This window comes from Myxococcus faecalis (genome assembly GCF_050039385.1).
Taxonomy (GTDB): Bacteria; Myxococcota; Myxococcia; order Myxococcales; family Myxococcaceae; genus Myxococcus; species Myxococcus fulvus.
This window is the reverse complement of the sequence record NZ_CP144336.1, coordinates 6,585,577-6,608,298: the sequence shown is the minus strand read 5'-3', so window position 1 is coordinate 6,608,298 and position 22,722 is coordinate 6,585,577. Positions and strand designations below refer to the sequence as shown.

Below are 22,722 nucleotides of genomic sequence, written 5' to 3'. Positions count from 1 at the left end.
TTCGTCAGCGGCGCACGAGCTCCAGGTAGATGACGTTGTCCTGGCCGTCCCGGAACAGCCGCACGGAGTCGAGCCGCTCCAGCGGCACCTCGCCGAGGAAGCCGCGCAGCTCATCCTCCTCGCGGTACAGGAGCCACCAGTCCATGAAGGCCTCCATGTAGCCGGTCTCCGGCGGGAAGCGCGCGAAGTTGGCCACCAACAGCCGCCCCCGCGCGCGCAGCATGTTGAAGAGCAGCCCCGTCAGCCGCGTGGCGACGGAGTCGGACAGGTAGTCGTACAGGCCCGCGGAGTAGATGAAGTCCAGGTCCGCGAAGGACTCCTTGCCCGCGAGCAGCGCGCGCACCGAGCCGCAGTGAGGCTTCACCACGTCGAGCGGCTGGTGGTGGGAGATCTCCGCCAGGCTCAGCGCATCCTGGTCGAACGCGATGAGCTCCCGCACGCGCCGCTCCCGCACCGCCGCCGAGGCCTCCGCCTCGCGCAGGTGGCCACACGCCACGGAGAGGATGCGCGCCTCGCCCGGCACCCGCTCGGCCGTGGCGTCCAGCTCGCGCGCGAGCAGGTCCCGCCGCTCGCGCACGCTCACCGCGCTGGGCTGCTGGTGCATGTACCGATAGATTTCCCGGCCCGCGTGGAGCTCATCCGCGGCGTGGTCCAGGTAGAGGTAGTCGATGAGCGCCGCGTCGCCCGCGTACCCCCGGGGCCGCTCGAAGGCGCGGCGGGTGAAGGGACACTGGTGCAGGAACGAGCGCAGCGGGTGCTTGCGCGCGGTGTCCTGACAGAAGGCCTTCCAGTCCTCCGGGCTCCAGCGGCGCCGCAGCGTGAGCAGCCCCAGGTGCAGCGAGTGCATGTCCTGGCGCAGCACGTCATCGTCGGCCTCCAGCATCCGCGCGTGGATGCCGTCGAGCCACACGCGAGCCTCCGCGAGAGCCTCCTCGGCTGGACGCTCCGGGACGGGCAGGACGAGTTGGTTGCGCTCGCGGTGACGGACAGGCTCGAGCGCGCGTCGGACCAGGGGCCTCTGGGGGTCTTGCATCGTCCAACACAACCCCGGAGGGCCCCGGCTCCTCTTCCCGCGAAAAACCCTCGCCCGCTCGCTCCTTGAAGCGGGCTCGCGAGCGCATGCAATCCCGCCCGACGTCGTTCGTGTACAAGGCGGGACACCGGGCGGCGGCGCCGCTTCCGGGTTCCACACCCCCACTGGAGTCCACCATGCCGTCCTGGTTCACCGTGTCGCGGGCCATGGCCCTCGCGACCCTCGTCCCCTCCCTCGCGCTGGCCAATCCCGCCGCGCCCAAGGCCGCCGCGTCCGGCAAGGCCAAGGTCGAGCGCGCGTCCACGCGCCCCTCGAAGCACTACACCATCGAGCAGTTCATGAAGACGACCCTGATTCGGGGCGCGTCCTTCTCCTCCGACGAGCAGCGGGTGCTGTACTCGTCGAACCAGACGGGCATCTACAACGTCTTCTCCGCGCCGGTGAAGGGCGGCAAGCCCACCCAGCTCACCCGCTCCACCACGGACAGCACCTTCGCGGTGAGCTACTTCCCGAAGGACGACCGCATCCTCTTCACGCGCGACCAGGGCGGCAACGAGCAGCACCACCTCTACGTGCGCACGCCCGACGGGAAGGAGAAGGACCTCACCCCGGGCGACAAGCACCGCGCCGTCTTCTTCGGCTGGAGCCAGGACGATGCGGGCTTCTACGTCCTCACCAACGAGCGCGACGAGCGCTTCATGGACCTGTACCGCTACGACGCGAAGACGTTCGAGCGCACGCGGCTGTACCAGAACGAGGACGGCCTGGACGTGGGCGCCGTGTCCGCGGACGAGAAGTGGCTCGCCCTGGAGAAGACCAACACCACGGCCGACAGCGACGTGTACCTGCTGAACCTCGCCACGAAGGAGCGCAAGCACATCAGCCAGCACCAGGGCACCGCCACCTGGAGCCCCGCCGAGTTCGACACCACCTCCACCGCGCTCTACCTCATCACCGACGAGGGCTCCGAGTTCACCCGCGTGGTGCGCTACGTGCTCGCCACCGGGAAGATGGAGGAGGTGGAGAAGACGGACTGGGACGTGATGTACACGTACTTCTCCCGCAACGGCGCGCTGCGCGTCACCGGCATCAACGCGGACGCCAGCACCGTCATCCGCGTGCAGGACACGAAGACGGGCAAGCAGCTGGAGCTGCCCCGGCTGCCCGAGGGTGACATCACCAGCGTGTCCATCGGCCGCGGTGAGAAGCGCCTGGCCTTCCACCACCGCGGGGACCGCTCGCCCAACAACCTCTACGTCTTCGACCTCACGACGAAGAAGGCCACGCGCCTGACGGACAACCTCACCACCGAAATCGACGCCAAGGACCTGGTCGACGCGGAGGTGGTGCGCTTCAAGTCGTTCGACGGGATGGTGATTCCCAACATCCTCTTCAAGCCGCACCAGGCCACCGCCCAGACGCGGGCGCCCGCGCTCATCTGGGTGCACGGCGGCCCCGGTGGCCAGTCCCGCAAGGGCTACAGCCCGATGATTCAGTACCTGGTCAACCACGGCTACGTGGTGCTGGCCATCAACAACCGGGGCAGCTCCGGCTATGGCAAGACGTTCTACACGGCGGATGACCAGAAGCACGGCAAGGAGCCGCTGCTCGACTGCGTGGAGGCGAAGAAGTACCTGGCCAGCCTGCCGTACGTGGACGGCGAGCGCGTGGGCATCATCGGCGGCAGCTACGGCGGCTACATGACGCTGGCCGCGCTGACGTACCACCCGGGCGTCTTCAACGTGGGCGTGGACATCTTCGGCGTGTCCAACTGGCTGCGCACCCTCAAGAGCATGCCCGCCCACTGGGAGTCACGGCGCCAGGCGCTCTACCAGGAGGTGGGCAACCCCGAGACGCAGGAGGCGATGCTGCGCGAAATCTCCCCCCTGTTCCACGCGGAGAAGATTCGCCAGCCGCTGCTCGTCATCCAGGGCGCCAACGACCCGCGCGTGCTGCAGGCGGAGTCGGACGAAATCGTCCAGGCGGTGCGCAAGAGCAAGGTCCCCGTCGAGTACGTGCTCTTCCCCGACGAGGGCCACGGCTTCACCAAGAAGAAGAACGAGGAGGAGGCCTACTCCCGCACCCGCGCGTTCCTCGACCAGTACCTCAAGAAGCCCGCCAGCGGCCCCACCAACTAGGCCCCCGCGTCCGGTGCGCGTCCGAAGCCGCGCGCACCGGCGCCTGCTCGGGCTCCACCTCGCGCGACGCTGCGTCCCCGAGCGCCTCCAGCAGGGCCTCCATGGACGCGAAGCGCTGCTCGGGGCGCTTCTCCAGACACCGCCGCACCACCGCCTCCACCGCTTCCGGCACGGCCAGGTCGGGCCGCAGCTCCGAGAAGCGCGGAGGCATTTCCTTGTGGTGGGCGAAGACGAGTTCGAGCAGGTCATCCGACTCGAACGGCACCCGCCCCATCAGCATGTGGAAGAGCACCCCGCCCAGCGAGTAGATGTCCCCGCGCGCGTCCGCCACGTGCCGCGCCCGCTCCGGCGCCATGTACGCGGGCGCGCCGAGCCCCGCGTCGCCCTCGGTCAGCTCCCGCACCGACAGCCGGGCCGACTCCGACATCACGGGCCGCGTGCGCCCGAAGCCGCGCAGCTTCACGTGCGCCCCCGCCTCCTCCACCAGCACGACGTTGCCCGGGGACACGTCCCCGTGCACCACGCCCCGCTGGTGCGCCTGACGCAGGGAGCGCCCCAGCGCCCGGGCCCACGCCACCGCCCGCGCCCACGGCAGCGGCCCCGAGGCGAGCACCTCCTGCAGCGTGCGCCCCTCCAGCCACTCCGTGGCCACGAACAGCGTCCCGTCCTCCAGCCGCCCCGCGTCCAGCACGGTGACGGTGTGGGGATGGGCGAGCCTGGCCGCGGCGCGGGCCTCCTGGAAGAAGCGGCGCGGGGCCTCCAGGTCCTCGAAGGGCGCGCCCAGCACGCGCAGCGCCACGGTGCGCTCCAGCGGGAGCTGGAGGGCCCGGTACACCCGCTGCGTGCCCGGCCCCTCCAGCGGCGCCACCACCTGGAAACGGCCCTGCAACACCTGCCCGACGAGCGGTTCCGCGCCCCAGGCCGTGGGGGTGCTGGGGCTTGCCTGTCGGTCGGTGCGCATCATGAGGGGCCTCGCTCTTCGACTTGCGTCAGGCCCGGAGCGGGTTCACCGCCGCCGGGCACTCCCAATACGTGTACTCACAGGTCTCCAGGCGCTCATCGCAGGGGACCTTCACCACCGTCATCAGCTCGCACGGGTGACGGGGTGCTTCCGTCTCCCGCGCGCCTATCGCCCGTGCGTCCTCGCTCCGGACGGCCTTGGGAGCCTCGGGCGGAGCCACCACGGCCCGGCGCTCCGTCCTGCCCTTGCCATGCGCCGACACCGGCGCCTGGGCTTCCCGTCGTGCCTCTCCGGCGGGCAAATCCCCCGGCGGACAGGCTCCCGGCAGCAGCCCCGGCACGGTGCCCAGCACCGCGCCCAGGACATACAGCTTCCTGTTCATGTAACCCCCTTGCCGGCTCGAACCGCCGGCCACGCCCTACGACGCAGGCCAGTACCGGTTCGGCGGCAGGGACGTCACTAGCCGGGGGGTCTGACATTCCCGGCGCTTCTGGACAGGGTGGCCTTTGCCACCCGTCTTCGGGGGCAGGTGAAGCGTCGGGTATCGGAGTGTCACCGGCTGAGGCTAGGATGGCGCGCCTTCGGAGCCGTCACCGCCCATGCCATTCCAGATCACCGTTCACGCGCAGGACCGAATCCTCGAGGTCGTCTATCCCCCGCAGGTCACCTCGGCGGACCTCACCGAGTACCTCACGGAGGTGAAGAAGGCGATTGTCGGCTTCGCGGGGGAGTGGTCCGCGCTGGTGGACCAGTCCCAGTTGCGGGTGATGCCCACCGACGTGGTGGCCTCCATGGCGGCGCTCAACGCGTACGCGCAGTTGCACGGGATGAAGCGCTCGGCGCGGGTCGTCAGTGACGCCCCCTCCGGCCTGCAGGCGTGGCGGATGACGAAGCGGGCCATGCTCACCATCCCCACGCGCACGTTCGAGACGAAGCAGGAAGCCCTGGAGTGGCTGCGCAACCCCGAGGCGGACTGAAGCGTCGCGCCCTGCGCGGCCCCGGCGTCTCCGGTAGAGTGTGAGCCCCGCCCGGCCTTGCGGGCGGGCCCGTTCCACTTCAGGAGTCGTCTCTTCATGCACCACATCCGGAATGGCGCCGCCCGGCAGCTCTTGGGCGCGCTCCTGTGTTCTGTCGCCGTCACCGCCTGTCAGCCGGGCCCCGAGTCCCCCACCGGTGAGCCGGAGGTGCCGGAGGAGACGGGCTCCGGCGAGAGCCCCGTGGTGTACGGCACGGATGACCGCTTCGACGTGTACGCGCACGCCAGCGCCACGCTGCGCCAGCGCGCCGAGCAGTCCACCGTGGCGCTGATGTCCCCGGACATGCTCGACACGTCCAACCCGGACGACGTCGGCTTCTACGCCTACACGCTGGGCGAGTACGAGAACCTGTGCACCAACCAGCGCTTCTGGAACGACCCGGCGGCCGCGTGGTGCTCGGGCACGCTCATCGACGATGACCTGGTGCTGACGGCGGGCCACTGCGTGGAGAACGCGGCCGACTGCGCCGACACGCGCTTCGTCTTCAACTACTACAACACGGGCGCCGACACCCTGCAGAAGGTGACGACGGCGGACATCTTCTCCTGCAAGGCCATCGTCACGCGGCGGCTGGACTCCGGCAGCGGCAGCACGAACCTCGACTACGCCATCATCCGGCTGGACCGCTCCGCCGCGCCGCGCTTCACCCCCGCGCCCGTGCGCTCGGGCAACACCGCGCTGACGGCGGGCGAGGGCGTGGCCGTCATCGGCTCGGGCAGCGGCATCCCCTTCAAGATTGATTCGGGCGGCAAGGTGCGCACCGCGCGCGCCAGCACCCTGGACTACTTCATCGCCACCACGGACACCTTCGCGGGCAACTCCGGCTCGGGCGTCTACGAGACCGCCAACCACACGCTGGCGGGCATCCTGGTCCGCGGCGACGAGGACTACGTGCGCAGCGGGAGCTGCTACGTCGTCAACAACTGCCCGGAGACGGGCTGCGGGGGCGAGGAGATCACCTACGTCCAGCCCGCCATCACCGCGTTCTGCAAGGTGGCCACCAGCCAGCGCCTGTGCGGCACCACGCAGCCTCCGACGGGCGGCTCCACCTTCACCTTCTCCGCCCAGAACACCTACAGCGCCACGGTCAACACCACCAACAAGACGGTGGCGCTGACGGCGGGGCAGAAAATCACCGTGGGCACCTGCGGCGTGCCGGACGCGGCCGTCGTCGGTGACTCGTACCTGCGCCTGTTCGGCCCGAGCGGCCTGCAGGTCGCGGAGAACGACGACGCGTGCAACGGCCGGGGCTCCCAGCTGAGCTTCACCGCGACGGCGGCGGGCACCTACGAGGTCCGCGCGGGCTGCTACGACACCACCACCTGCTCGGGCACCGTGGCCTGGAAGCTCGAGGGCGGCGGCTCCACCCCCGCGCCCACCAGCGGCACGTTCGACTTCTCCGCCACCGCCACCAACAGCGCGCGCACGGGCACCACGAACCAGGACGTCACCCTCACCGCCGGCCAGTCGCTGTCCTTCGGCACCTGCTCGATGACGGGCGCCTCCGGCACCGGCGACACCTTCCTGCGCCTGTACAACAGCGCGGGCCAGCAGGTGACGAGCAACGACGACGCCTGCGGCTCGCTGTCCCACGCCACCTACACCGTGCCCGCGGGCGCGGGCGGGACGTACCAGATTCGCGCTGGCTGCTACGGCGCCACCACCTGCTCCGGCACGGTGGCCTGGACGCTCCGGTAGTCCCCGCTGATGCAAGGCACCTGACTCACCGAGGCGGGCGGTCCGTGGAAGACGGGCCGCCCGCTTCTGTCTTCGGGGCCACTTCCTCCACGCACGCCGGGCCAGCGGCCTGCCTGCCCGAGACACCGGCCCCTCCCGCCTGCTCAAGCCGCGCTTGACACACCGGGGGCCCGGGAATAACGCACGGCGACATGAGCACTGCCCGGTTCCCGCCGTCCCCGACGCGCCCGATTCTCAACGAGGGTCCGTTCCGCGCCCTGCTGCTGGAGAACATCCACCCGTCCGCGGAGGAGCTGCTGGCCGCCGAGGGCTTCCAGGTGGAGCGTGTCAGCTCCGCGCTCAAGCCGCCGGAGCTGGCCGAGCGGCTCAAGGGCGTGCACCTGCTGGGCATCCGCAGCAAGACCACGGTGCCCTCCGAGGCGCTGGTGCACGCGGAGGAGCTGCTCGCCATCGGCGCCTTCTGCATCGGCACCAACCAGGTGGACCTGACGTCCGCCAACACGCACGGCATCCCCGTCTTCAACGCGCCCTTCAGCAACACGCGCAGCGTGGCGGAGATGGTCATCGCGGAGATCATCGTCCTCACCCGCCAGCTCTTCGACCGCAGCCGCGAGGTGCACACCGGCCAGTGGCGCAAGGTGGCCACCGGCAGCCACGAGGTGCGCGGCAAGACGCTGGGCATCGTCGGCTACGGCCACATCGGCTCGCAGCTGGGCGTGCTCGCCGAGTCCCTGGGCATGCGGGTGGTGTACTTCGACGTGATGACGAAGCTGCCGTTGGGCAACTCGCGCTCGGTGGCGACGCTGGACGAGCTGCTCGCCGAGTCGGACTTCGTGACGCTGCACGTGCCGGCGCTGACGTCCACGCACATGATGATGGGCGCCGAGCAGTTCGCGAAGATGAAGCGGGGCGCGAGCCTCATCAACGCCAGCCGGGGCACGGTGGTGGACATCGCCGCGCTGGCGGCGGCGCTCAAGTCCAAGCACCTGGGCGGCGCGGCGGTGGACGTGTACCCGGAGGAGCCGGAGGGCAACTCGGACGGCTTCGTGACGGAGCTGCAGAACCTGCCCAACGTGGTGCTCACGCCGCACATCGGCGGCTCCACCGAGGAGGCGCAGGCGTCCATCGGCAAGGAGGTGGCCGTCAGCCTCTCCAAGTTCTTCCGCACGGGCGCGACGACGGGTGCGGTGAACTTCCCCATGGTGGAGGCGCCGCTCATCCCCGGCACGCACCGCATCCTCAACGTGCACCGCAACATCCCGGGCGTGCTGCGCGACATCAACCGCATCGTCTCCGACCTGAACGCCAACATCCACGCCCAGGTCCTCAGCACCGACGCCAACATCGGCTACCTGGTGATGGACCTGGACCAGGACGTGTCGCGCCCGGTGTGTGACGCCATCGCGGGCCTCACCACCGACATCAAGACGCGCATCGTCTCCTGACCGCGCGCCGCGCCGCGCTCAGGCGTCCAGCACCTTCCCCGGGTTGAGCAGTCCCCGGGGGTCCAGGGTCCGCTTGAGCGCGCGCAAGAGCACCAGCTCCTCCTCCGAGCGCGAGTAGCCCAGGTAGTCCTTCTTCAACAGGCCGATGCCGTGCTCCGCGGAGATGCTGCCCGCGTGCTTCCTCACCAGCTCGAACATGGTGGGGTCCGCCTGCTTCGTGTGGGCGAGGAACTCCGCCTTGTCCATGGCGTCCGGCTTCATCACGTTGACGTGCAGGTTGCCGTCGCCGATGTGGCCGAAGAGGCAGATCTCCCACCCCGGGTAGCGCGCCTGGAACACGGCCTCCAGCTCCGCGCAGAAGGCCTCCAGGCCGGCCACGGGCAGCGAGATGTCGTTCTTGTGGGGCAGGCCCGTGGCGGACAGGCTCTCGCTGATGCCCTCGCGCAGCGCCCACAGCTCCTGGGCCTGCGCGGCGCCCTGCGCCTGGGTGCCGTCCGTCACCAGCCCCCGCTCGAACAGCGAGCCCAGCCACGCCTCCACCGCGGAGGCGTCACGCGACTCGGCCTCCAGCAGCACGTAGCAGCCGCTGTCGGCCTCGAACGGTGAGCGCAGCTTGCGGTGGCGCTGCACGCGGGAAAGGCAGCGGTCCGTGAAGAACTCGTAGGCGGAGATGACGAAGGCCGTCTGCTCGCGCGCGTCGCGGAACAGCCGCAGCACCGCGGCCACGTCCGGCACGGCGAAGAGGAAGACGTCCTGCTTGCCGGGCACCTGCGTCAGCTTGAGCGTGGCCTCGGTGATGACGCCCAGCGTGCCCTCGCTGCCGATGAAGAGCTGGCGCAAGTCCAGGCCGGTGTTGTTCTTCTCCAGCGCGCCGTTGAGCTCCAGCACGCGGCCCTCCGCCGTGACGACCTGCAGGCCCAGCACCCAGTTGCGGGTGAGGCCGTAGCGGATGACCTTCACCCCGCCCGCGTTGGTTGCGATGTTGCCGCCCACGGTGCTCGAGCCCTTGGAGGCGAAGTCCACCGGCCACGTCAGGCCGTGCTCGGCGCAGTGGCGGTGCACCGCCTCCGTCACCGCGCCCGCCTGCACGCGCACCGTGTTGCCGAGCAGGTCCACCGGCCCCATGTGCGCCATGCGCCGCAGGGACAGCACCAGCTCTCCCTTGGCCGCCACCGCGCCGCCGGCCAGGCCCGTGCGCCCGCCGGAGGGCACCACCGCCACGCCGTGCCGGTGGCAGAGGGCGAGCAGCCGGGCGACCTCGTCCGTGGTGCGGGGCAGCGCCACCGCGCTGGGGGCCGGGGCGTACACGCGCGTCCAGTCGCGGCCGTACTCCTTCAGCTCCTCGGGCTCCCGGGTGAGGAAGTCCTGGGGGAAGCCCTCGGCGAGGGCGGCGAGGAAGTCGGCGGGGAGCGCGGCGTCGGAGGACATGGGCCTCAGGCGTATTGCAGGCGCCCGCGTATGACAAGGCGCGCCGTGGGCCGCCGGTCGCCTGGATGACCGGCGGGAAATCCCGGGGAAAGGCCAGGAAAATCCCCTCGAGGTGTATATGCGGCGGGGCCTCGTGTGCCCTGCCCACCCCCGTCCCAGGTTGCCCCACATGTCCCCGAGTCGAGTCCTCCGAAACCTCGTGCTGTCGACCGCGGCCGCGCTGCTGCCCTCGACGCTGGCCTGGAGCGAGACGCCCCAGGTGGACGTGCCCTACGTCTTCGAGACGGTGGACAGCTACGCCATCACGGAGGCCAACGTCATCGAGATACGGGGCGTACTCCAGGGCGAGAGCGCCCCGCGGACCTTCGAGTTCGAGTTCTACTCGAACCCCGCGTACTACGACGCCAGCCAGCATGGCTCGCGGTGCGACCGGATGGCGCTGTTGGCCATGACGCGTCCGGGGCGCTACCTGCTTGAGCTGAAGGTCCAGCGATGGATTGGCGGACAGCCGTCCTGTCGCCTCACGCGTCGTACGGCGCAGCCCGCGCCCTGACGGCAAGGATGAGGGGCACATCCATGCGCACGATGCGAGGCAGTTGGCTGCCGCTCGCGCTGGCCCTGACGACACTCCAGGTCGGCTGTGGCAGCGGGCTCGAGAAGGGCGGCGAGGAGACACGACCGGACTCGGACGGCGATGGCGTCCTGGACGCGCAGGACTGCGCTCCGACGGACGGCCAGCGCTGGCGCGAGCTTTGGGGGTACGCGGACACCGATGGGGACGGCCGGGGGCATGGCCTCCGGGAGAAGGTGTGTGGCGCCCACGACCTGCCCCCGGGCTGGTCCGCCGTGGAGGGAGACTGCAACCCGACGGACCCTGGCACCTGGCGGGAAGTCCCAGGGCTGTATCCGGACCGCGACGGGGACGGGGCCACGGGTCCCAACCTCGTGAGTGCCTGCGTGGGAGAGCACGTGCTTCCCTACCGCGAGCAGCCGGGACCGCTGGACTGCGATGACGAGGACAGGCGCTACCAGGCGTCCACCTGGGTCTACCCCGACGCGGACGGGGATGGCGTGGGAGATGGCATCGAAACCTTCTCCATCTGCGCCCAGGACCCCCTCCCCGCGGGCTACGCGGCCCACTCAGGCGATTGCGACCCCACAGACCCGACGCGCAGCCAGACTCGCGTCTACCTGTACCGGGATGAGGACCTGGACGGGTATGGCCGGGAGTCGCCCGGCAGCCTCTGCCTGCCCCAGGGCGCGCCCCTGCCACCGGGGTACGTCGACCACTGGCTGTCGAAGGACTGCGACGAAGCGGATGCGACGCGGTTCCAGGTACGCGGCGTCTACACGGACAAGGACGGGGACGGGGCTGGCGACGGCGACATGCTGGCCCTGTGCATCGGCGACACGCCGCCCGCGGGCTACGTCTATTTTGGTGGAGACTGCGCGCCGGAGGACGCCACCCGCTGGCGGCTGCTCGACTACTCCTACCGCGACGCGGATGGCGACGGAGACACGGTGTGGTTGCCCGGCAACGTCTGCGCCGGCACGGAGCTTCCGCCGGGCCACCTCACCACCGCGCGAGGGGACGACTGCGACGACCGGGACGCCACGGTGCGCGTGCGCTGGGACCTCTACCGGGACGCGGATGGAGACGGCGTGGGCGTGGGCCCCAGGGTCCCCGTGTGCGCGGGCACCACACGGCCCTCGGGCTACGCGACGACGGGCGAGGACTGCGCGGACGACGACGCCGCGCGGTGGCAATGGCTGTCCTATGCCTATCGGGACGTGGATGGTGACAGGTACACCGTGGCCGCCCCGGGCCAGCTCTGCGCGGGCGAGGCGCTGCCCGCCGGCTACCTCAACCTCTCCGTGGGCCCGGACTGCGACGACATGAACGCGGCGGTGCACAAGACGCTGCGCACGTGGCCGGACCTGGATGGGGACGGCGTGGGCGCGGGCGTCGCGGAGGACCAGTGCACGAACGGGCAGACGCCCGCGAACAGGTCGCTGCTGGGGAGCGACTGCGCGGACGACGACTCAAGTCGCTGGATGAGCCATTCGTATCGGCACGTGGACCGCGACGGGGACGGCTTCACCACGCCCGAGTCCGGCACGCGCTGCGCCGCCGCCACGCTCCCCGCGCCCTACTTCATCCAGGCCACGGGCAATGACTGCGATGACGCGAACGCGGCGCTCATCCGCTGGGCCGTGCTGTACCCGGACAACGACGGCGACGGCGTGGGCACCGAGCCCCGCCGCATCCTGTGCATCGGCACCACCGTGCCTCCGGGCATGTCCATCTTCGGCGACGACCCGAACGACCATGACCCGTCGACGATGACGGACCCCGAGCACGAGGCGCTCGAGACCTTCATCCTCGACTTCTGAAGAACATTCCCTCGCGTGACATCGGACGAACGCTCGTCCGGTGCCGGAGCGGGACACAGCGACAATCAAGCCCTTGCATTCATGCGAGGGCGGGTCCATTGTGTTTGACGGCGCGGGCAACCGCGCTGTCCATGACCTCCTCCAACTGACACCTCCGCTCCTCGAAGCGCACCTCGCCCTCGGCTCTGTCTTGAGTCCGTGCGGGCGTCGAACGTGCTCGGCGTGAGTCCACGCGGACAGCGGAGTTGTTCCCCAGGCATCCAGAGCGTGCGCCACGAGCCCTCACGGCCCGTGACGCGTCCCTTCCCTGTCCCACCGCGGCCTTCCGGCGCGGAGCGCCATCCGTGCGCGCGGCGGGACCCAGCCACTCCCGAGGTCTCCGTATGCAATCCCAGACGCGCAAGCTCACGTACCACGTCGCCACCACCCTCGACGGCTACATCGCCCGCGAGGACGACTCCTTCGACTGCTTCGTCTTCGAAGGCGACCACGCCACCGAGTACATGGCCACGCTGCAGCACGACTACGACACGGTACTGATGGGCCGCCGGACGTATGACGTCGGCCTGAAGTTCAAGGTCACCGACCCCTACCCGTACCTGGAGACGTTCGTCGTCTCGCGCAGCATGAAGGAGGCGCCGAATCCCCGGGTGAAGCTCATCTCGGACGACGTCGTCGGCGCGGTGCGCGCGCTGAAGGCGAAGGAGGGCAAGGGCATCTACCTGTCCGGCGGTGGCGCCCTGGCCGCGCAGCTCTTCGCCGCGGGCCTGGTGGACGAGGTGCTCGTCAAGCTCAACCCGCGGCTGCTCGGCTCGGGCATCCCGCTGGTGTCCAGGCTGGACAGGCACCTCGAGCTGGCGCTGCGCTCGACCAAGGTCTACCAGAACGGCGTGGTGCTGCTGCGGTACGACGTCCAGCGCTGAGCGAGTGACCCACGGGAGGCACCCGAGGTGGGCATGCTCACTTCGGGTGGCCTCCGCCCTCCGGCCAGAAGCCCAGCACCTTCTCCGTCGCGCCCAGCGAGGACCACTCCACCTGTCCGCTGAGCACCCGATGTCCGTGGGAGAGCGTCAGTCGCTTCCACAGCGGCACATCGCCGCGTCGAGAGGTCTCCCAGGCCGACCAGCTCACGCCCCCGGTGGCCTCCACCACGCGCGCCAGCACCCCGTCGAGCTCCGAGTCGGGCAGCCAGCGCAGTGAGTCCAACACCCAGTTCACCTCGGCCTGGATGGCGCTCGGCCGCCCCAGCACCGTGGCGAGCGCCTGGGGGCCCTGGCCATTGGGGACGAAGGACACGCCGCTCGGCCGCAGCACCGCCCAGCCCGAGCGCCCCTGCCCATCCTCTCGCAGCGTCGCCGGATAGAGGACCGCGTTCTCCAGCCGCACTCCGGAGCGCGCCAGCCCTCGCAGCGGAGCCTGCGTGTGCAGCTCGAGCAGCGTGGCGACCAGATTGGCCTCCATCAGGTAGGGCACCGTGACGCCCGGCGTCCCATCCACCCTCAAGGAGAACAACCTGCCCACCTGGATTCCGCCCGGCGCGATGGAGGACAGGGGCACCGACACGGCCTCGCCGAACACCGGCGTCCACATGAGCCGCTCGTTCGTCATCGTGAGCCAGCCGGAGCGCAGCAGCATCATGACCATCGGGACGACGAGGAGCGCCATCAACAACCAGCCTCCCACCGGGCGCCCATCCACCGGCAGGAAGAAGATGAGCGCGGACACGCCCAGCAGCGCCAGCGCCAGTGAGGACCCGCGCAGCGGTGTCTGACGGACAGGCACGGAGCCGGAGCGCTGCGTCTGGAAGAGCAGCACCTCGCCCTCCTGGAGGTTCTGGGACACCTGCTGCTTCGCCAGCGTGTCCAGCCGACGCAGCTCCGTTGCCAGCGCGATGGGGCCGGACACGAACGCGTGGCGGGACAGCCGCCGACGCACCAGCGGTGCCAGCCGCCTCGAGCGCGCGTCCAGCTCGCGCAGCACGCGCATCAGGGGAAGCGACTCGGGCCAGGCCTCGCGCTCGGCGCGGCGCTTCGCGTGCTCCAGGGCCTCCGCGACGCGGGGTTGCTGCTCCAGCCACTCCTCGACGAGCGTGGGCTTCGCGCGCAGCTTGCGCTTCCAGGCGCGGCTGCGCAGCGCGGACTCCAGCGCGGCGATGTGCGCGTGCGCGGACTCCAGCACCTCGGCGCGACCCTCCAGTTGGAGGCGCACGTCCTCGGAGGTGGGGCCTTCGCGAGGCGCCCGCTTGGCGAGGTCTTGTCGGGACATGGCTTCGGGGGAGGTTACCGGGTCGGCCCGCGGGATGCCCAGGCGTGGAGGCGCGCGAGGACGGCGCTCCGCTCCTTCGCGCCGGGCGTGCCCACGAGCGCCTCTTCGCCACGCACCAGGTGGACCTCCCGTGCGCCTTCGAGGCCTGGAACCACCCGCACGTCCTCGGAAGACCAGGCCGTGCCACCGGTCGCCGCGACCGCGCGTGACAGCACGGCCTCCAGCTCCGACTCGGGCTGCCAGCGAAGCCCCTCCAGCACCCAGGCCAGCTCCACGCGCCCGTCCAGCGTGCGCCCCGTCGCGGCCTTCAACAGCGCGGCGCCGACCTCGGGGTCGGGAAGCAAGGACACGCCCCCAGGCGACATCAAGAGCTGGCCCGAGGTCCACACCCCGCCGCGACGAAGCCGCGCGGGCCAGGTCACCAGTTCCACCGGCCGCTCGGCGTTGGCCCGGACCTGGGGCGCGCGGAACAACTCGAGCAGCACGCGCAGCCTCGCGGCCTTCTCGCGACCGAGCCGGGGCAGGCGGACACCGCGATTGCCTCGCAGCCGCAGCGTGCCCCTTCGAGCGTGCTCCAGTTGGACGCCGCCATCACCCAGCGAGTCCAGTCGCACGGACACGGACGGCTCCCCACTCGGGGCCAACCACACGAGTCGCTCCGGCGTCAGCCAGGCGGAGCCGGGGGTCTGGAGGGTCAGCAGGGCCATGGCGATGGCGGCGATGGGCCACAGGCAGGACAGGACGAAGCCAAACACCAGGAACGCGTCGAACGAGAGCGCCAGCCCCAGGAGCATCACCGCCCCCAGCAAGCCCCCCGCGAGGATGAGCAAGGGCCTGAGGTAGCGCATCACCTGGGACGTGGCGCCGACGTGCATCGCGAAGGCCCCGCCCGGTGTCGGCGCGACGGGGACGTCCTCGAGACAGTAGTCATCCAGCCTCGTGAGCGCCTCACGCGGGGGCGTGTCCTCCGTCAGCAACAACAGCAGGCCCGCCTTGCGATGGAGCAGCTTGAAGACCCGCTCCCGGACCTCGCGCAGCCGACGCAACCTGCGCGGAATCCGTGAGCCCCGGGGCCAGCCCTCCACCTTGCCCCGGCGCTCCAGGTGCTCCATCACCTCGGGCAACAAGCCCTCCAGCTCGCGGACCTTGCGCAACAGGTCCGGCTTCTCGCGCAGGTGGCGCAGCCAGTGGCGTGATGCGAGCGCATCCACGAGCGGCGTGTAGCGATAGAGGGCCACCTCGATGAACTCCACCCGGCCTTCCAGGCGGAGACGCAGGTCCTCTTCCGACGCTGGCGGCTCGGACAGGACGGCGCTGGCGGCTCGGACGCGTTCGGACATCGCGCTCACAGGATAGACAGCCAGGCGCTCGGGTTGGGAGCGACCGTTACCCTCCGACACCCCAGCCGTGGAGCAGTTGGAGGACCGTGCCTCGGTCGTCCGAGGCCGGCTTGCCCACGAGGACTTCCTTCCCTCGCGACAAGTGGACGTCCTGCTCCTCCTCCACGTCGGGAGACACGCGCACGTCCACGGAGGCCCAGGCGGCGCCCTGGGTCTGCGCGATGGCCCGCGCCAGCAACGCATCCAGCTCCGACTCGGGCTGCCAGCGAAGCGCCTCCAGCACCCACGTCAGCTCGACGCGTGAGTCGAGCCTCCGCCCCGTCGCGGCCTTCAACAAGGCCGCACCTGGGTCCGAGTCCAGGCCCGGAATGAAGTAGACGCCCCGGTGCGACAGCACGAGCTGCCCCGGCGTCCAGAGGTTGTTGCGACGAAGCTGCGCGGGATAGCTCACGAGCGTCACGGGCCGCTCGGCGCGCGAGGCGTTGGCACGGACCTGGGGCACGCGGAACAACTCGAGAAACACGCGCAGCCGCTCCACCTTCTCGCGCCCGAAGCGAGGCAGGTGGAGATACCGGTCACCGCGCACCGCCAACGTGCCCCAAGGCCCCTCTGGTTCGACGGCGCCGTCCCCCAGTGAGTCCAACCGCACGACCACCGGCGGATCGCCTCCCGGCGCCAGCCACACCAGCCGCTCCGGCGTCAGCCAGAGGACGCCGGGTGTACGACGTCGCAACAGGCTCGCGGTGAGGAGCAGCAGCAGCCACAGCGCGACCGCGGTGACCACGAGCGCCATCCCCCAATTGAACGAATTGCCCAGTCCATCGAACAGCACCGTGCCCAGGAACAAGCCCAGGACGAACTGCGCTGCGAGCACGTACTGCATCCCTCCTCCCGCCGAGCCGATGCGCAGCGAGAAGGGCTCCCCCGGTGTCCGCACGAGCGAGACATCCTGGAGACAAACCTCCTCGAGCTTCACGAGGGCATCCCGCAGCGGCAGCGACTCGGGGCGGCGGAGCAGCTCATCCAGCCGCCGGTCGACCAGGGTGGAGACTCGCGCCTGGAGGTCGCGCATGCGCCGCGCCGACGTGGGAATCCGGGCGTCGGCGGGCCAGCCCTCCAGCTCGCATCGGCGCTCCGTGCGCTCCAGGGCCTCGGTCAGCGAGCCCTCCAGCTCCCTGACCTCACGAAGCAGGCTCGGCGCGGCGCACACCTGGCGTCGCCAGCGACGGGACTCGAGCTGCTCGGCGAGCAGGCGGTAGCGTCGGAGGGCTGACTCGATGAGCTCCACCCGCCCTTCCAGGCGGCGGCGCAGGTCCCCCTCCGACGCCCGTGACTCCGACAGGGCGGCGCCGGTTCGGGTGCGTTCGGACATTGCGCGCACAGCATAGCCGGCGAGGCAGGGGGACGGGAGCAGCGCCCAGGTCAGGGGCCGCGCAGCGCTTCGTCCTTGCGCGCCGCGTCCCGGCGCGTGCAGCGCTTCCCCGGCGACCCACCCAGGAACATGAGCCCGTCCATCCCACCCGAGGTCCTCGTCGAGGTCGACCCGCTCCTGCTCTCCCGTGAGCTCTTCGCGGCCATCTCCATGCTGCGGAAGCGGACGGGCTGTCCGCTCGCCACGGCGGTCGAGCAGCTCACCTGGCGCTCCCAGGAGCTGGAGACGCTCCATCCCGCGTTCGGCGAGGCGGAGGCGGCGCGCCGGTGGAGGGAGAGCGCTCCCGAGGCGTGGCGAGCGCGGGCACGTGAAGCGCTCGATGCGCTCCCCCATCCTCCCGTGGCCATCGAGGTGCAATGGGATGGCGACTCGTTCGGATGGTCTCTCGATGTCTTCGCCATCCTGCCGGGTGCATCCACCGCGCATCCTCGCTTCACCTGCGTCCCGCTGGTGACGATGCGCCCCAGTGGCCAGACGATGGGCGACGCGCGTGTGCTCGCCATTGAAGTGGGCCAGCGGGCCCAGGAGCGCTGGGGCAGCCCCTTCTACTTCCCTGCGCTCGAGGAGAGTCCGGACGAGCCACGCTGGTGGGACACCCTGCCCGCCGAGCCAGGAGATGACGCGGGTTCGTGACGGCACGAATCCCCTGGAGCGGCGGACCACCCGGTGCACGCCGGGCCCGAGGCGCCCCCCACGACGCACGGCTCGGGCATCGAACGCTCAACCGCTTCGCGCACCCTCATGCGAAATGGGGCAGGCCCCTCGGGCCATCACTCACCTCGCTGCTCCCGCTCGAGCCGGCGCATCTGCGCCCACAGCCGCAGCTCGCGCGCGGCGTCCTCGTCGTCGGTGTCCCGCGACGAAGCGGTGGGGTACCCCGCTTCTTCCTGGACGGGATGCGCCGCCTGCCTCGGCTCTTCCTGACCGCTCTCGTCCGGCCACGTCTCCGTCCTCCCGGGAGTCGTCCGAGGCCCGCTCGCGACGTGCGGCTCGCGAGGCGCCGGCTCCTCGTGCACGGGCGCGGCCTCGGCACCGGGCCGGCGCGGAATCCACAGCTCCGCGGTGGAGCGGGCACGAGGCACGGCCACGGGGCCCTGGACACCGGAGGCCTGGGACGCGGAGATGCCCTGCGGCAGTCCCGACGAGCTGAGCCCATCATCGTTGTCCAGCTCCCCCAGCGGCGGCACACACACCTCCGAGGGAGACACCGGCGTGGACTCGACGCGCACCGGATTGGGGAACGGCGCGCCCCGCAGCATCAGCGGGACAGGCGTCGTGGGCCCCTCCACGGGCAGCGGCGCGGGCTCCGCTTCAATGGGCGCGTGCGGCGGCGACGCGAAGGGATGAGCCCAGGCCCCTTGCGCCCCGGCCCCTCCCGGAGCCGCCACCTCGGTGGAGTCCCGCGTGGGCGAGGTACTCACGGGCGGCGGAGAAGCCCCTCCCTCACGCCACATCGGCGCGGGGTTCTCTGTCGTGGCGAGGGACTCGACCCGACGGGACAGACGCGGAGCAGGAGGCCGCGTGCGGATGGAGGGCGACATCGCGGGAGGTGGAAGGGGACGCCGAGGCTCCGGGTCCGTCGCGTTGCCCGAGAGCATCATGCGCGCGCGAGCGGACAGATGCGCGTCACTCAAGGGCGGCGTGGGCACCTCGTCCGTCATCCCCTCGACCAGATGGGGCGCGACCTTGCGCACCCGCGCCACCCAGTCCGCCGGAGGCCCCATGGCGCGCCGAGCCTGGACGTCCCGCACCCAATGCTCCGGCGGCCCCACGCTCACCGCGGGCGCCGTCACCATCGTGATGGAAGCCAGGGGCATCGGTGGCCCCCGGGGCGCGGTGATGGGCGGCCCGCGGGTCGCGGGACACGCGCGCTCCGGAGTCAACCGCGCCTGGGAGAGCGCCGCGGCGAAGTCCGCCTCCTCCTCGGAGAGCACCGCCCGCGCCCAGTCCTTCATCCGCCGGGCGACGGAGCGCAGCCACCCACCGGACACCTGTCCTCTCGCGCGCTCAACCACGGGTGATGGACTCGAAGACGAGGGTGAGTGAGTCGACGGCGATCTGCTGTCCGAGCACGTCCAGCGGAGCCGCCCGCCACTTCTTCGGCCAGGCCTCGTTGAGGTCCCACCGCAGCTTCTGCGTCATCCCATCCCCGTCAAACAACAGCACGGAGACGTTCTTGCGCGACGGTCCCCCGTTCATCGACGCGAGGAACCAGTTCCACAGCTCCGGGGACTGCGTGACGCCGTAGCGCAGCGTCAAATCCCCGTGCATCACGGGCCCCGCGAGCCGCTCACGGGGATGCGGCGTGATGACCTCCACCTCCAGGTCGGTGCACTGGGTGAAGTGCCCCTCGCTCACCCCGTCGATGAGCAGCTTGAAGTTGTACGCGCGGAAGGGGTCCACGCGCGTGCCCATCCCCTGCTGCGATGGGGCCACCTCGGGCGCCTTGGCGTCAGTCATGGGTCACCTCCTCCACTTCGGCGAGGGAGCTCGGCACGTCAGTCCTCCTTCAGCGGCAAGTGGATGGGCAACGGTTGGGGCTCGGCGGCCGGCGCCTCCGCGGGCACCAGCTGGGTGATGACCGGGAAGCGCACGCGGTGCACCACGGACGCGGGCCGCTCGCGTCGGACCGGCAGGCGCAGCCGGAAGCCGGGGCGCGGTGGCACGCGCAGCCCCGCCCAGAGCGTGGCGGGCACGGGCGTCAGGTCCACCTCGAACTCCGCCTCCTCCATCGCGGAGAAGACCAGCTCGCCGAGCAGCCGGTGCGCCTGTTCGGGAGCCTCCGCGCCGGCGGTGACCAGGTAGCAGACCGAGAACTGCAGCGGCCCCCGGCGTCCACCTCGCGCGGGAGGCGCGGGCCCCAGCTCCAGCAGGTAAAGACACACTCCGCGCTCGATGACCTCCCGGTCCGGGACGCCGAGGTACACGGGCGCTTCGCCGGCGACGCGGCTCACCCATGCCTTCAAGCGTTGATCGACTTCGTCGATCATCCGGTCCCCCCAGGTCCTGGGCCGGCCTCCACGGAGCCTGTGAGCTCCGTGATATCCGGGCTCGCAAGGTCGCACCGACCGAGGGGCACCGGAAGTGCTCCCGGGGACAGCGCCGACGTCGCGAGCCCAACAGGCCCCCAGCCACGACACCCGCTTCGTCCGGCGGAGCACACGCGCGATGCACACGAATGAACCCACGACAAGTAGGCCCGGGGCGCACCTTCGACGCCTGGGCCGCACCAGGTGTCCATGGATGCGCGGGCATCGCGTCCTATCGTGGACCTCCTCGAAAGAACTCATGCCGCGCGCCCTCCTGCTGACCCTGCTGCTCGCCACGCTCGCGAAAGCCACACCCGCCGATTTCGCGTCCCCCACGTCCGAATCCCCCGAGGCGCTCGCGAAGGCGATGCCCGTGCTCGCCAGGGCCCTGCTGAAGGACCCTCCGGACGAGGACCTGGCCACCCGACTGGGCCAGCGCTTCCGGTTCCAGCTGGTGTCAGGTGACTTCGCGGGCGCGGTCGCGTCCATCCGCGAGCTCCGGCCCCTGTTGGAGGCGAACACAGCGACGCAGGGCATCACCTTCCTGCAGTACGAGGCCCACGCGCTGGCGAAGCAGGCCCAGGCCGAGCGCGGGACGCCGTACGCCGACGCGCTGCGCGGGGCGTTCGACCGGACCTTCGGCGCGCTGGAGGACCGGGTCGCGCTCGATGCGCGGGGGATGTTCCGCTTCGACCTGGAGCGGGCGCGACGGGAGCTGGACACCCGACTCGCCGAGGCGCGCAAGGCGGGGCGGCTGACACGAGCCCAGGCGGTGGAGCTGGTGCGTCACTACCAGGTCCATCAGGTGTTCCAGGAGCTCTTGCCCGCGAGCGAGCCCCTGTGGGTCCGGGACGAGGCGCGCCGCTACGTCATCGAGGAGGACGTCCTGGTGCCCACGCCCGACGGGGCACGGGTGTCCGTGACCGTCGCGCGTCCCCGGAAGACCCAGGCGCCGCTGTCCACGGCGATGTCGTTCACCATCTACGCCAACGGCTTCAACAAGCAGGAGGCGGTGCGCTCGGCGGCGCATGGCTTCGCGGGGGTGACGGCGCTCACGCGAGGCAAGCGCAACAGCCCCGATGCTCCGGTGCCCTTCGAGCATGACGGGGACGACGCCGTCGCCGTCATCGACTGGGTGAGCCGCCAGCCGTGGAGCGATGGGCAGGTGGGGATGTTCGGGGGGAGCTACGAGGGCTTCACGCAGTGGTCCGCGGCGAAGCGAGGGCACCCGGCGCTCAAGGCCATCATGCCGTCGGTGCCGGTGGCGCCGGGCATCGACGTGCCGATGCAGGGCAACGTCTTCCAGGGATTCTTCTACCGCTGGCCGCGCTACGTCACGCTCGACAAGGGCCTGGCGGACGCGGACTACTTCGACCTGGCGCGGTGGGATGCGCTCCACGAGCGCTGGTACACGAGCGGCGAGCCCTATCGCGCGCTGGAGCGGCTGGACGGGCGTCCCAATCCCTTCTTCCAGCGCTGGCTGGAGCACCCGACGTACGACGCGTACTGGCGGAAGATGATTCCGTACCGTCAGGAGTTCGCGCGCATCCGCATCCCCGTGCTCACCACGACGGGCTACTACGACGGCTGTTCGTTGAGCGCGATGTACTACCTCACCGAGCACCTGAGGCACGCGCCGGACGCCCGTCACTACTTCGTCATCGGGCCGTATGACCACATGGGCGGGCAGCACGCGTCGAGCGACGAGCTGATGGGCTATCGCATCGACCCCGTGGCCCGACTGGACGTGCATGCGCTGCGCTACCAATGGCTGGAGCACGTGCTGCGACAGGGGCCGCTGCCCGCGTTGCTGAAGGACCGCGTCAACTACCAGGTGATGGGGGCGAACACGTGGAAGCACGCGCCGGACCTGGCGCGTGTGAGCAACGGCGCGGTGGAGCTGTTCCTCGCGCCCTCGGCCACGGGCGCTCCGCACCGGCTGACGACAGTGGCGCCCGTGGCGGGGACCCGGCAGCGGCTGCGCGTGGACTTCAAGGACCGCTCGCCAGGGCCGCACTACGAGCCGTCGGACATCGTGTCCACGACGCTCGAGGCGCCGCGCGACGGCTTCGTCTACGTCGGCGAGCCGCTCACGCAAGCCCTGGAGGTGAGCGGGCTGTTCGCCGGGCGGCTCGACTTCATCACCAACAAGAAGGACTTCGACTTCTACGTGGTGCTCTACGAGCGCACGGCGAAGGGGGAGTACGTGTACCTGTCCTACGTGCTCCAGCGCGCCAGCCACGTGGCGGAGCGCGAGCAGCGGCGGCTGCTCGTTCCGGGCAAGCGCCAGCGCCTGACCTTCCAGAGCGGACGGATGACCAGCCGCAGGCTCGAGGTGGGGAGCCAGGTGGTCGCGGTGGTCGCCATCAACAAGCACGCGCAATCCCAGCTCAACCTGGGCACGGGCAAGGACGTCAGCGACGAGCGCCTCGCGGACGCGAAGACGCCCCTCGAAATCACCTGGCTGCCGGGAAGCCGGCTCACCCTGCCCGTGTGGAGGCAGCCCGCGCCCTGAGCCCTCG

The 22,722-nt window shown here is 70.8% G+C and carries 19 protein-coding genes; 9 read left to right on the top strand and 10 right to left on the bottom strand.

The features are described from left to right. Positions 1 to 4: 4 nt before the first annotated feature. Positions 5 to 1,033 carry a class I SAM-dependent methyltransferase gene (locus VZQ01_RS26505; RefSeq protein ID WP_426745022.1) on the bottom strand — a complete coding sequence of 343 codons (1,029 nt, stop codon included), beginning with the start codon at positions 1,031 to 1,033 and terminating at the stop codon, positions 5 to 7. 176 nt (positions 1,034 to 1,209) lie between these two features. On the opposite strand from VZQ01_RS26505, the gene VZQ01_RS26500 reads away from it, so the two are divergent. Next, positions 1,210 to 3,171, top strand: a complete 1,962-nt coding sequence (locus VZQ01_RS26500) for an alpha/beta hydrolase family protein (protein WP_426745021.1) — start codon at positions 1,210 to 1,212, stop codon at positions 3,169 to 3,171. On the opposite strand, the gene VZQ01_RS26495 is transcribed toward VZQ01_RS26500, so the two are convergent. After that, positions 3,140 to 4,135: a serine/threonine-protein kinase gene (locus VZQ01_RS26495; protein WP_426745020.1), complete on the bottom strand. Its 996-nt coding sequence runs from the start codon at positions 4,133 to 4,135 to the stop codon at positions 3,140 to 3,142. The genes VZQ01_RS26500 and VZQ01_RS26495 overlap by 32 nt on opposite strands. Positions 4,136 to 4,160: 25 nt before the next feature. Continuing rightward, positions 4,161 to 4,514, bottom strand: a complete 354-nt coding sequence (locus tag VZQ01_RS26490; protein WP_141326168.1) for a hypothetical protein — start codon at positions 4,512 to 4,514, stop codon at positions 4,161 to 4,163. A gap of 217 nt (positions 4,515 to 4,731) precedes the next feature. Between VZQ01_RS26490 and VZQ01_RS26485 the strand changes: the two genes are divergently transcribed. The 3 genes from VZQ01_RS26485 to serA all read left to right on the top strand — a co-directional run bounded on the left by VZQ01_RS26485 (position 4,732) and on the right by serA (position 8,312). Continuing rightward, a complete protein-coding gene (locus VZQ01_RS26485) occupies positions 4,732 to 5,109 on the top strand; it encodes a SpoIIAA family protein (protein WP_426745019.1) in 378 nt (125 codons plus the stop codon). Positions 5,110 to 5,205: 96 nt separating this feature from the next. Next, on the top strand, positions 5,206 to 6,867 hold the full coding sequence (locus tag VZQ01_RS26480; protein WP_426745018.1) for a trypsin-like peptidase domain-containing protein: 1,662 nt from the start codon (positions 5,206 to 5,208) through the stop codon (positions 6,865 to 6,867). Between the two features lie 191 nt (positions 6,868 to 7,058). Beyond that, positions 7,059 to 8,312, top strand: a complete 1,254-nt coding sequence (gene serA, locus VZQ01_RS26475) for a phosphoglycerate dehydrogenase (protein ID WP_267699472.1) — start codon at positions 7,059 to 7,061, stop codon at positions 8,310 to 8,312. 18 nt (positions 8,313 to 8,330) lie between these two features. Here serA and VZQ01_RS26470 read toward each other — a convergent pair whose 3' ends face one another. Next, positions 8,331 to 9,740, bottom strand: a complete 1,410-nt coding sequence (locus VZQ01_RS26470; protein ID WP_426745017.1) for an FAD-binding oxidoreductase — start codon at positions 9,738 to 9,740, stop codon at positions 8,331 to 8,333. Between the two features lie 169 nt (positions 9,741 to 9,909). Between VZQ01_RS26470 and VZQ01_RS26465 the strand changes: the two genes are divergently transcribed. The 3 genes from VZQ01_RS26465 (at position 9,910) to VZQ01_RS26455 (ending at position 13,057) form a co-directional block, all read left to right on the top strand. Then, positions 9,910 to 10,293 (top strand): hypothetical protein, encoded by a 384-nt coding sequence (locus tag VZQ01_RS26465; RefSeq protein WP_223747150.1) that lies wholly within the window; start codon positions 9,910 to 9,912, stop codon positions 10,291 to 10,293. 23 nt (positions 10,294 to 10,316) lie between these two features. Continuing rightward, the gene (locus VZQ01_RS26460; RefSeq protein ID WP_426745016.1) at positions 10,317 to 12,134 is read left to right on the top strand and encodes an EF-hand domain-containing protein; all 1,818 of its coding nucleotides are present in this window, start codon (positions 10,317 to 10,319) and stop codon (positions 12,132 to 12,134) included. A 383-nt stretch (positions 12,135 to 12,517) separates the two neighbouring features. After that, the gene (locus VZQ01_RS26455) at positions 12,518 to 13,057 is read left to right on the top strand and encodes a dihydrofolate reductase family protein (RefSeq protein ID WP_426745015.1); all 540 of its coding nucleotides are present in this window, start codon (positions 12,518 to 12,520) and stop codon (positions 13,055 to 13,057) included. A gap of 37 nt (positions 13,058 to 13,094) precedes the next feature. Here VZQ01_RS26455 and VZQ01_RS26450 read toward each other — a convergent pair whose 3' ends face one another. Genes VZQ01_RS26450 through VZQ01_RS26440 form a run of 3 tightly spaced genes read right to left on the bottom strand, consistent with a single transcriptional unit; the run spans position 13,095 to position 17,111 of the window. After that, on the bottom strand, positions 13,095 to 14,399 hold the full coding sequence (locus VZQ01_RS26450; RefSeq protein ID WP_426745014.1) for a hypothetical protein: 1,305 nt from the start codon (positions 14,397 to 14,399) through the stop codon (positions 13,095 to 13,097). 14 nt (positions 14,400 to 14,413) lie between these two features. Next, on the bottom strand, positions 14,414 to 15,739 hold the full coding sequence (locus VZQ01_RS26445; protein WP_426745013.1) for a hypothetical protein: 1,326 nt from the start codon (positions 15,737 to 15,739) through the stop codon (positions 14,414 to 14,416). Positions 15,740 to 15,785: 46 nt separating this feature from the next. After that, positions 15,786 to 17,111 carry a hypothetical protein gene (locus tag VZQ01_RS26440; protein WP_223782541.1) on the bottom strand — a complete coding sequence of 442 codons (1,326 nt, stop codon included), beginning with the start codon at positions 17,109 to 17,111 and terminating at the stop codon, positions 15,786 to 15,788. Positions 17,112 to 17,240: 129 nt separating this feature from the next. Here VZQ01_RS26440 and VZQ01_RS26435 point away from each other — a divergent pair, with 129 nt between their 5' ends. Next, positions 17,241 to 17,804, top strand: a complete 564-nt coding sequence (locus VZQ01_RS26435; RefSeq protein WP_223747144.1) for a hypothetical protein — start codon at positions 17,241 to 17,243, stop codon at positions 17,802 to 17,804. A gap of 137 nt (positions 17,805 to 17,941) precedes the next feature. On the opposite strand, the gene VZQ01_RS26430 is transcribed toward VZQ01_RS26435, so the two are convergent. The 3 genes from VZQ01_RS26430 to VZQ01_RS26420 are packed head-to-tail and all read right to left on the bottom strand — an operon-like array spanning position 17,942 to position 20,125. After that, positions 17,942 to 19,186, bottom strand: coding sequence for a hypothetical protein (locus VZQ01_RS26430; RefSeq protein ID WP_426745012.1), 1,245 nt, complete (start codon positions 19,184 to 19,186; stop codon positions 17,942 to 17,944). Then, entirely contained in the window at positions 19,179 to 19,631 is a 453-nt protein-coding gene (locus VZQ01_RS26425; protein ID WP_223747142.1) for a phage tail protein, read from the bottom strand. Before VZQ01_RS26425 ends, VZQ01_RS26430 begins: the two co-directional genes overlap by 8 nt. Before the next feature lie 38 nt (positions 19,632 to 19,669). Beyond that, positions 19,670 to 20,125, bottom strand: a complete 456-nt coding sequence (locus tag VZQ01_RS26420) for a hypothetical protein (RefSeq protein WP_426745011.1) — start codon at positions 20,123 to 20,125, stop codon at positions 19,670 to 19,672. A gap of 334 nt (positions 20,126 to 20,459) precedes the next feature. On the opposite strand from VZQ01_RS26420, the gene VZQ01_RS26415 reads away from it, so the two are divergent. After that, positions 20,460 to 22,715: a CocE/NonD family hydrolase gene (locus VZQ01_RS26415; RefSeq protein ID WP_223747140.1), complete on the top strand. Its 2,256-nt coding sequence runs from the start codon at positions 20,460 to 20,462 to the stop codon at positions 22,713 to 22,715. Positions 22,716 to 22,722 lie beyond the last annotated feature (7 nt).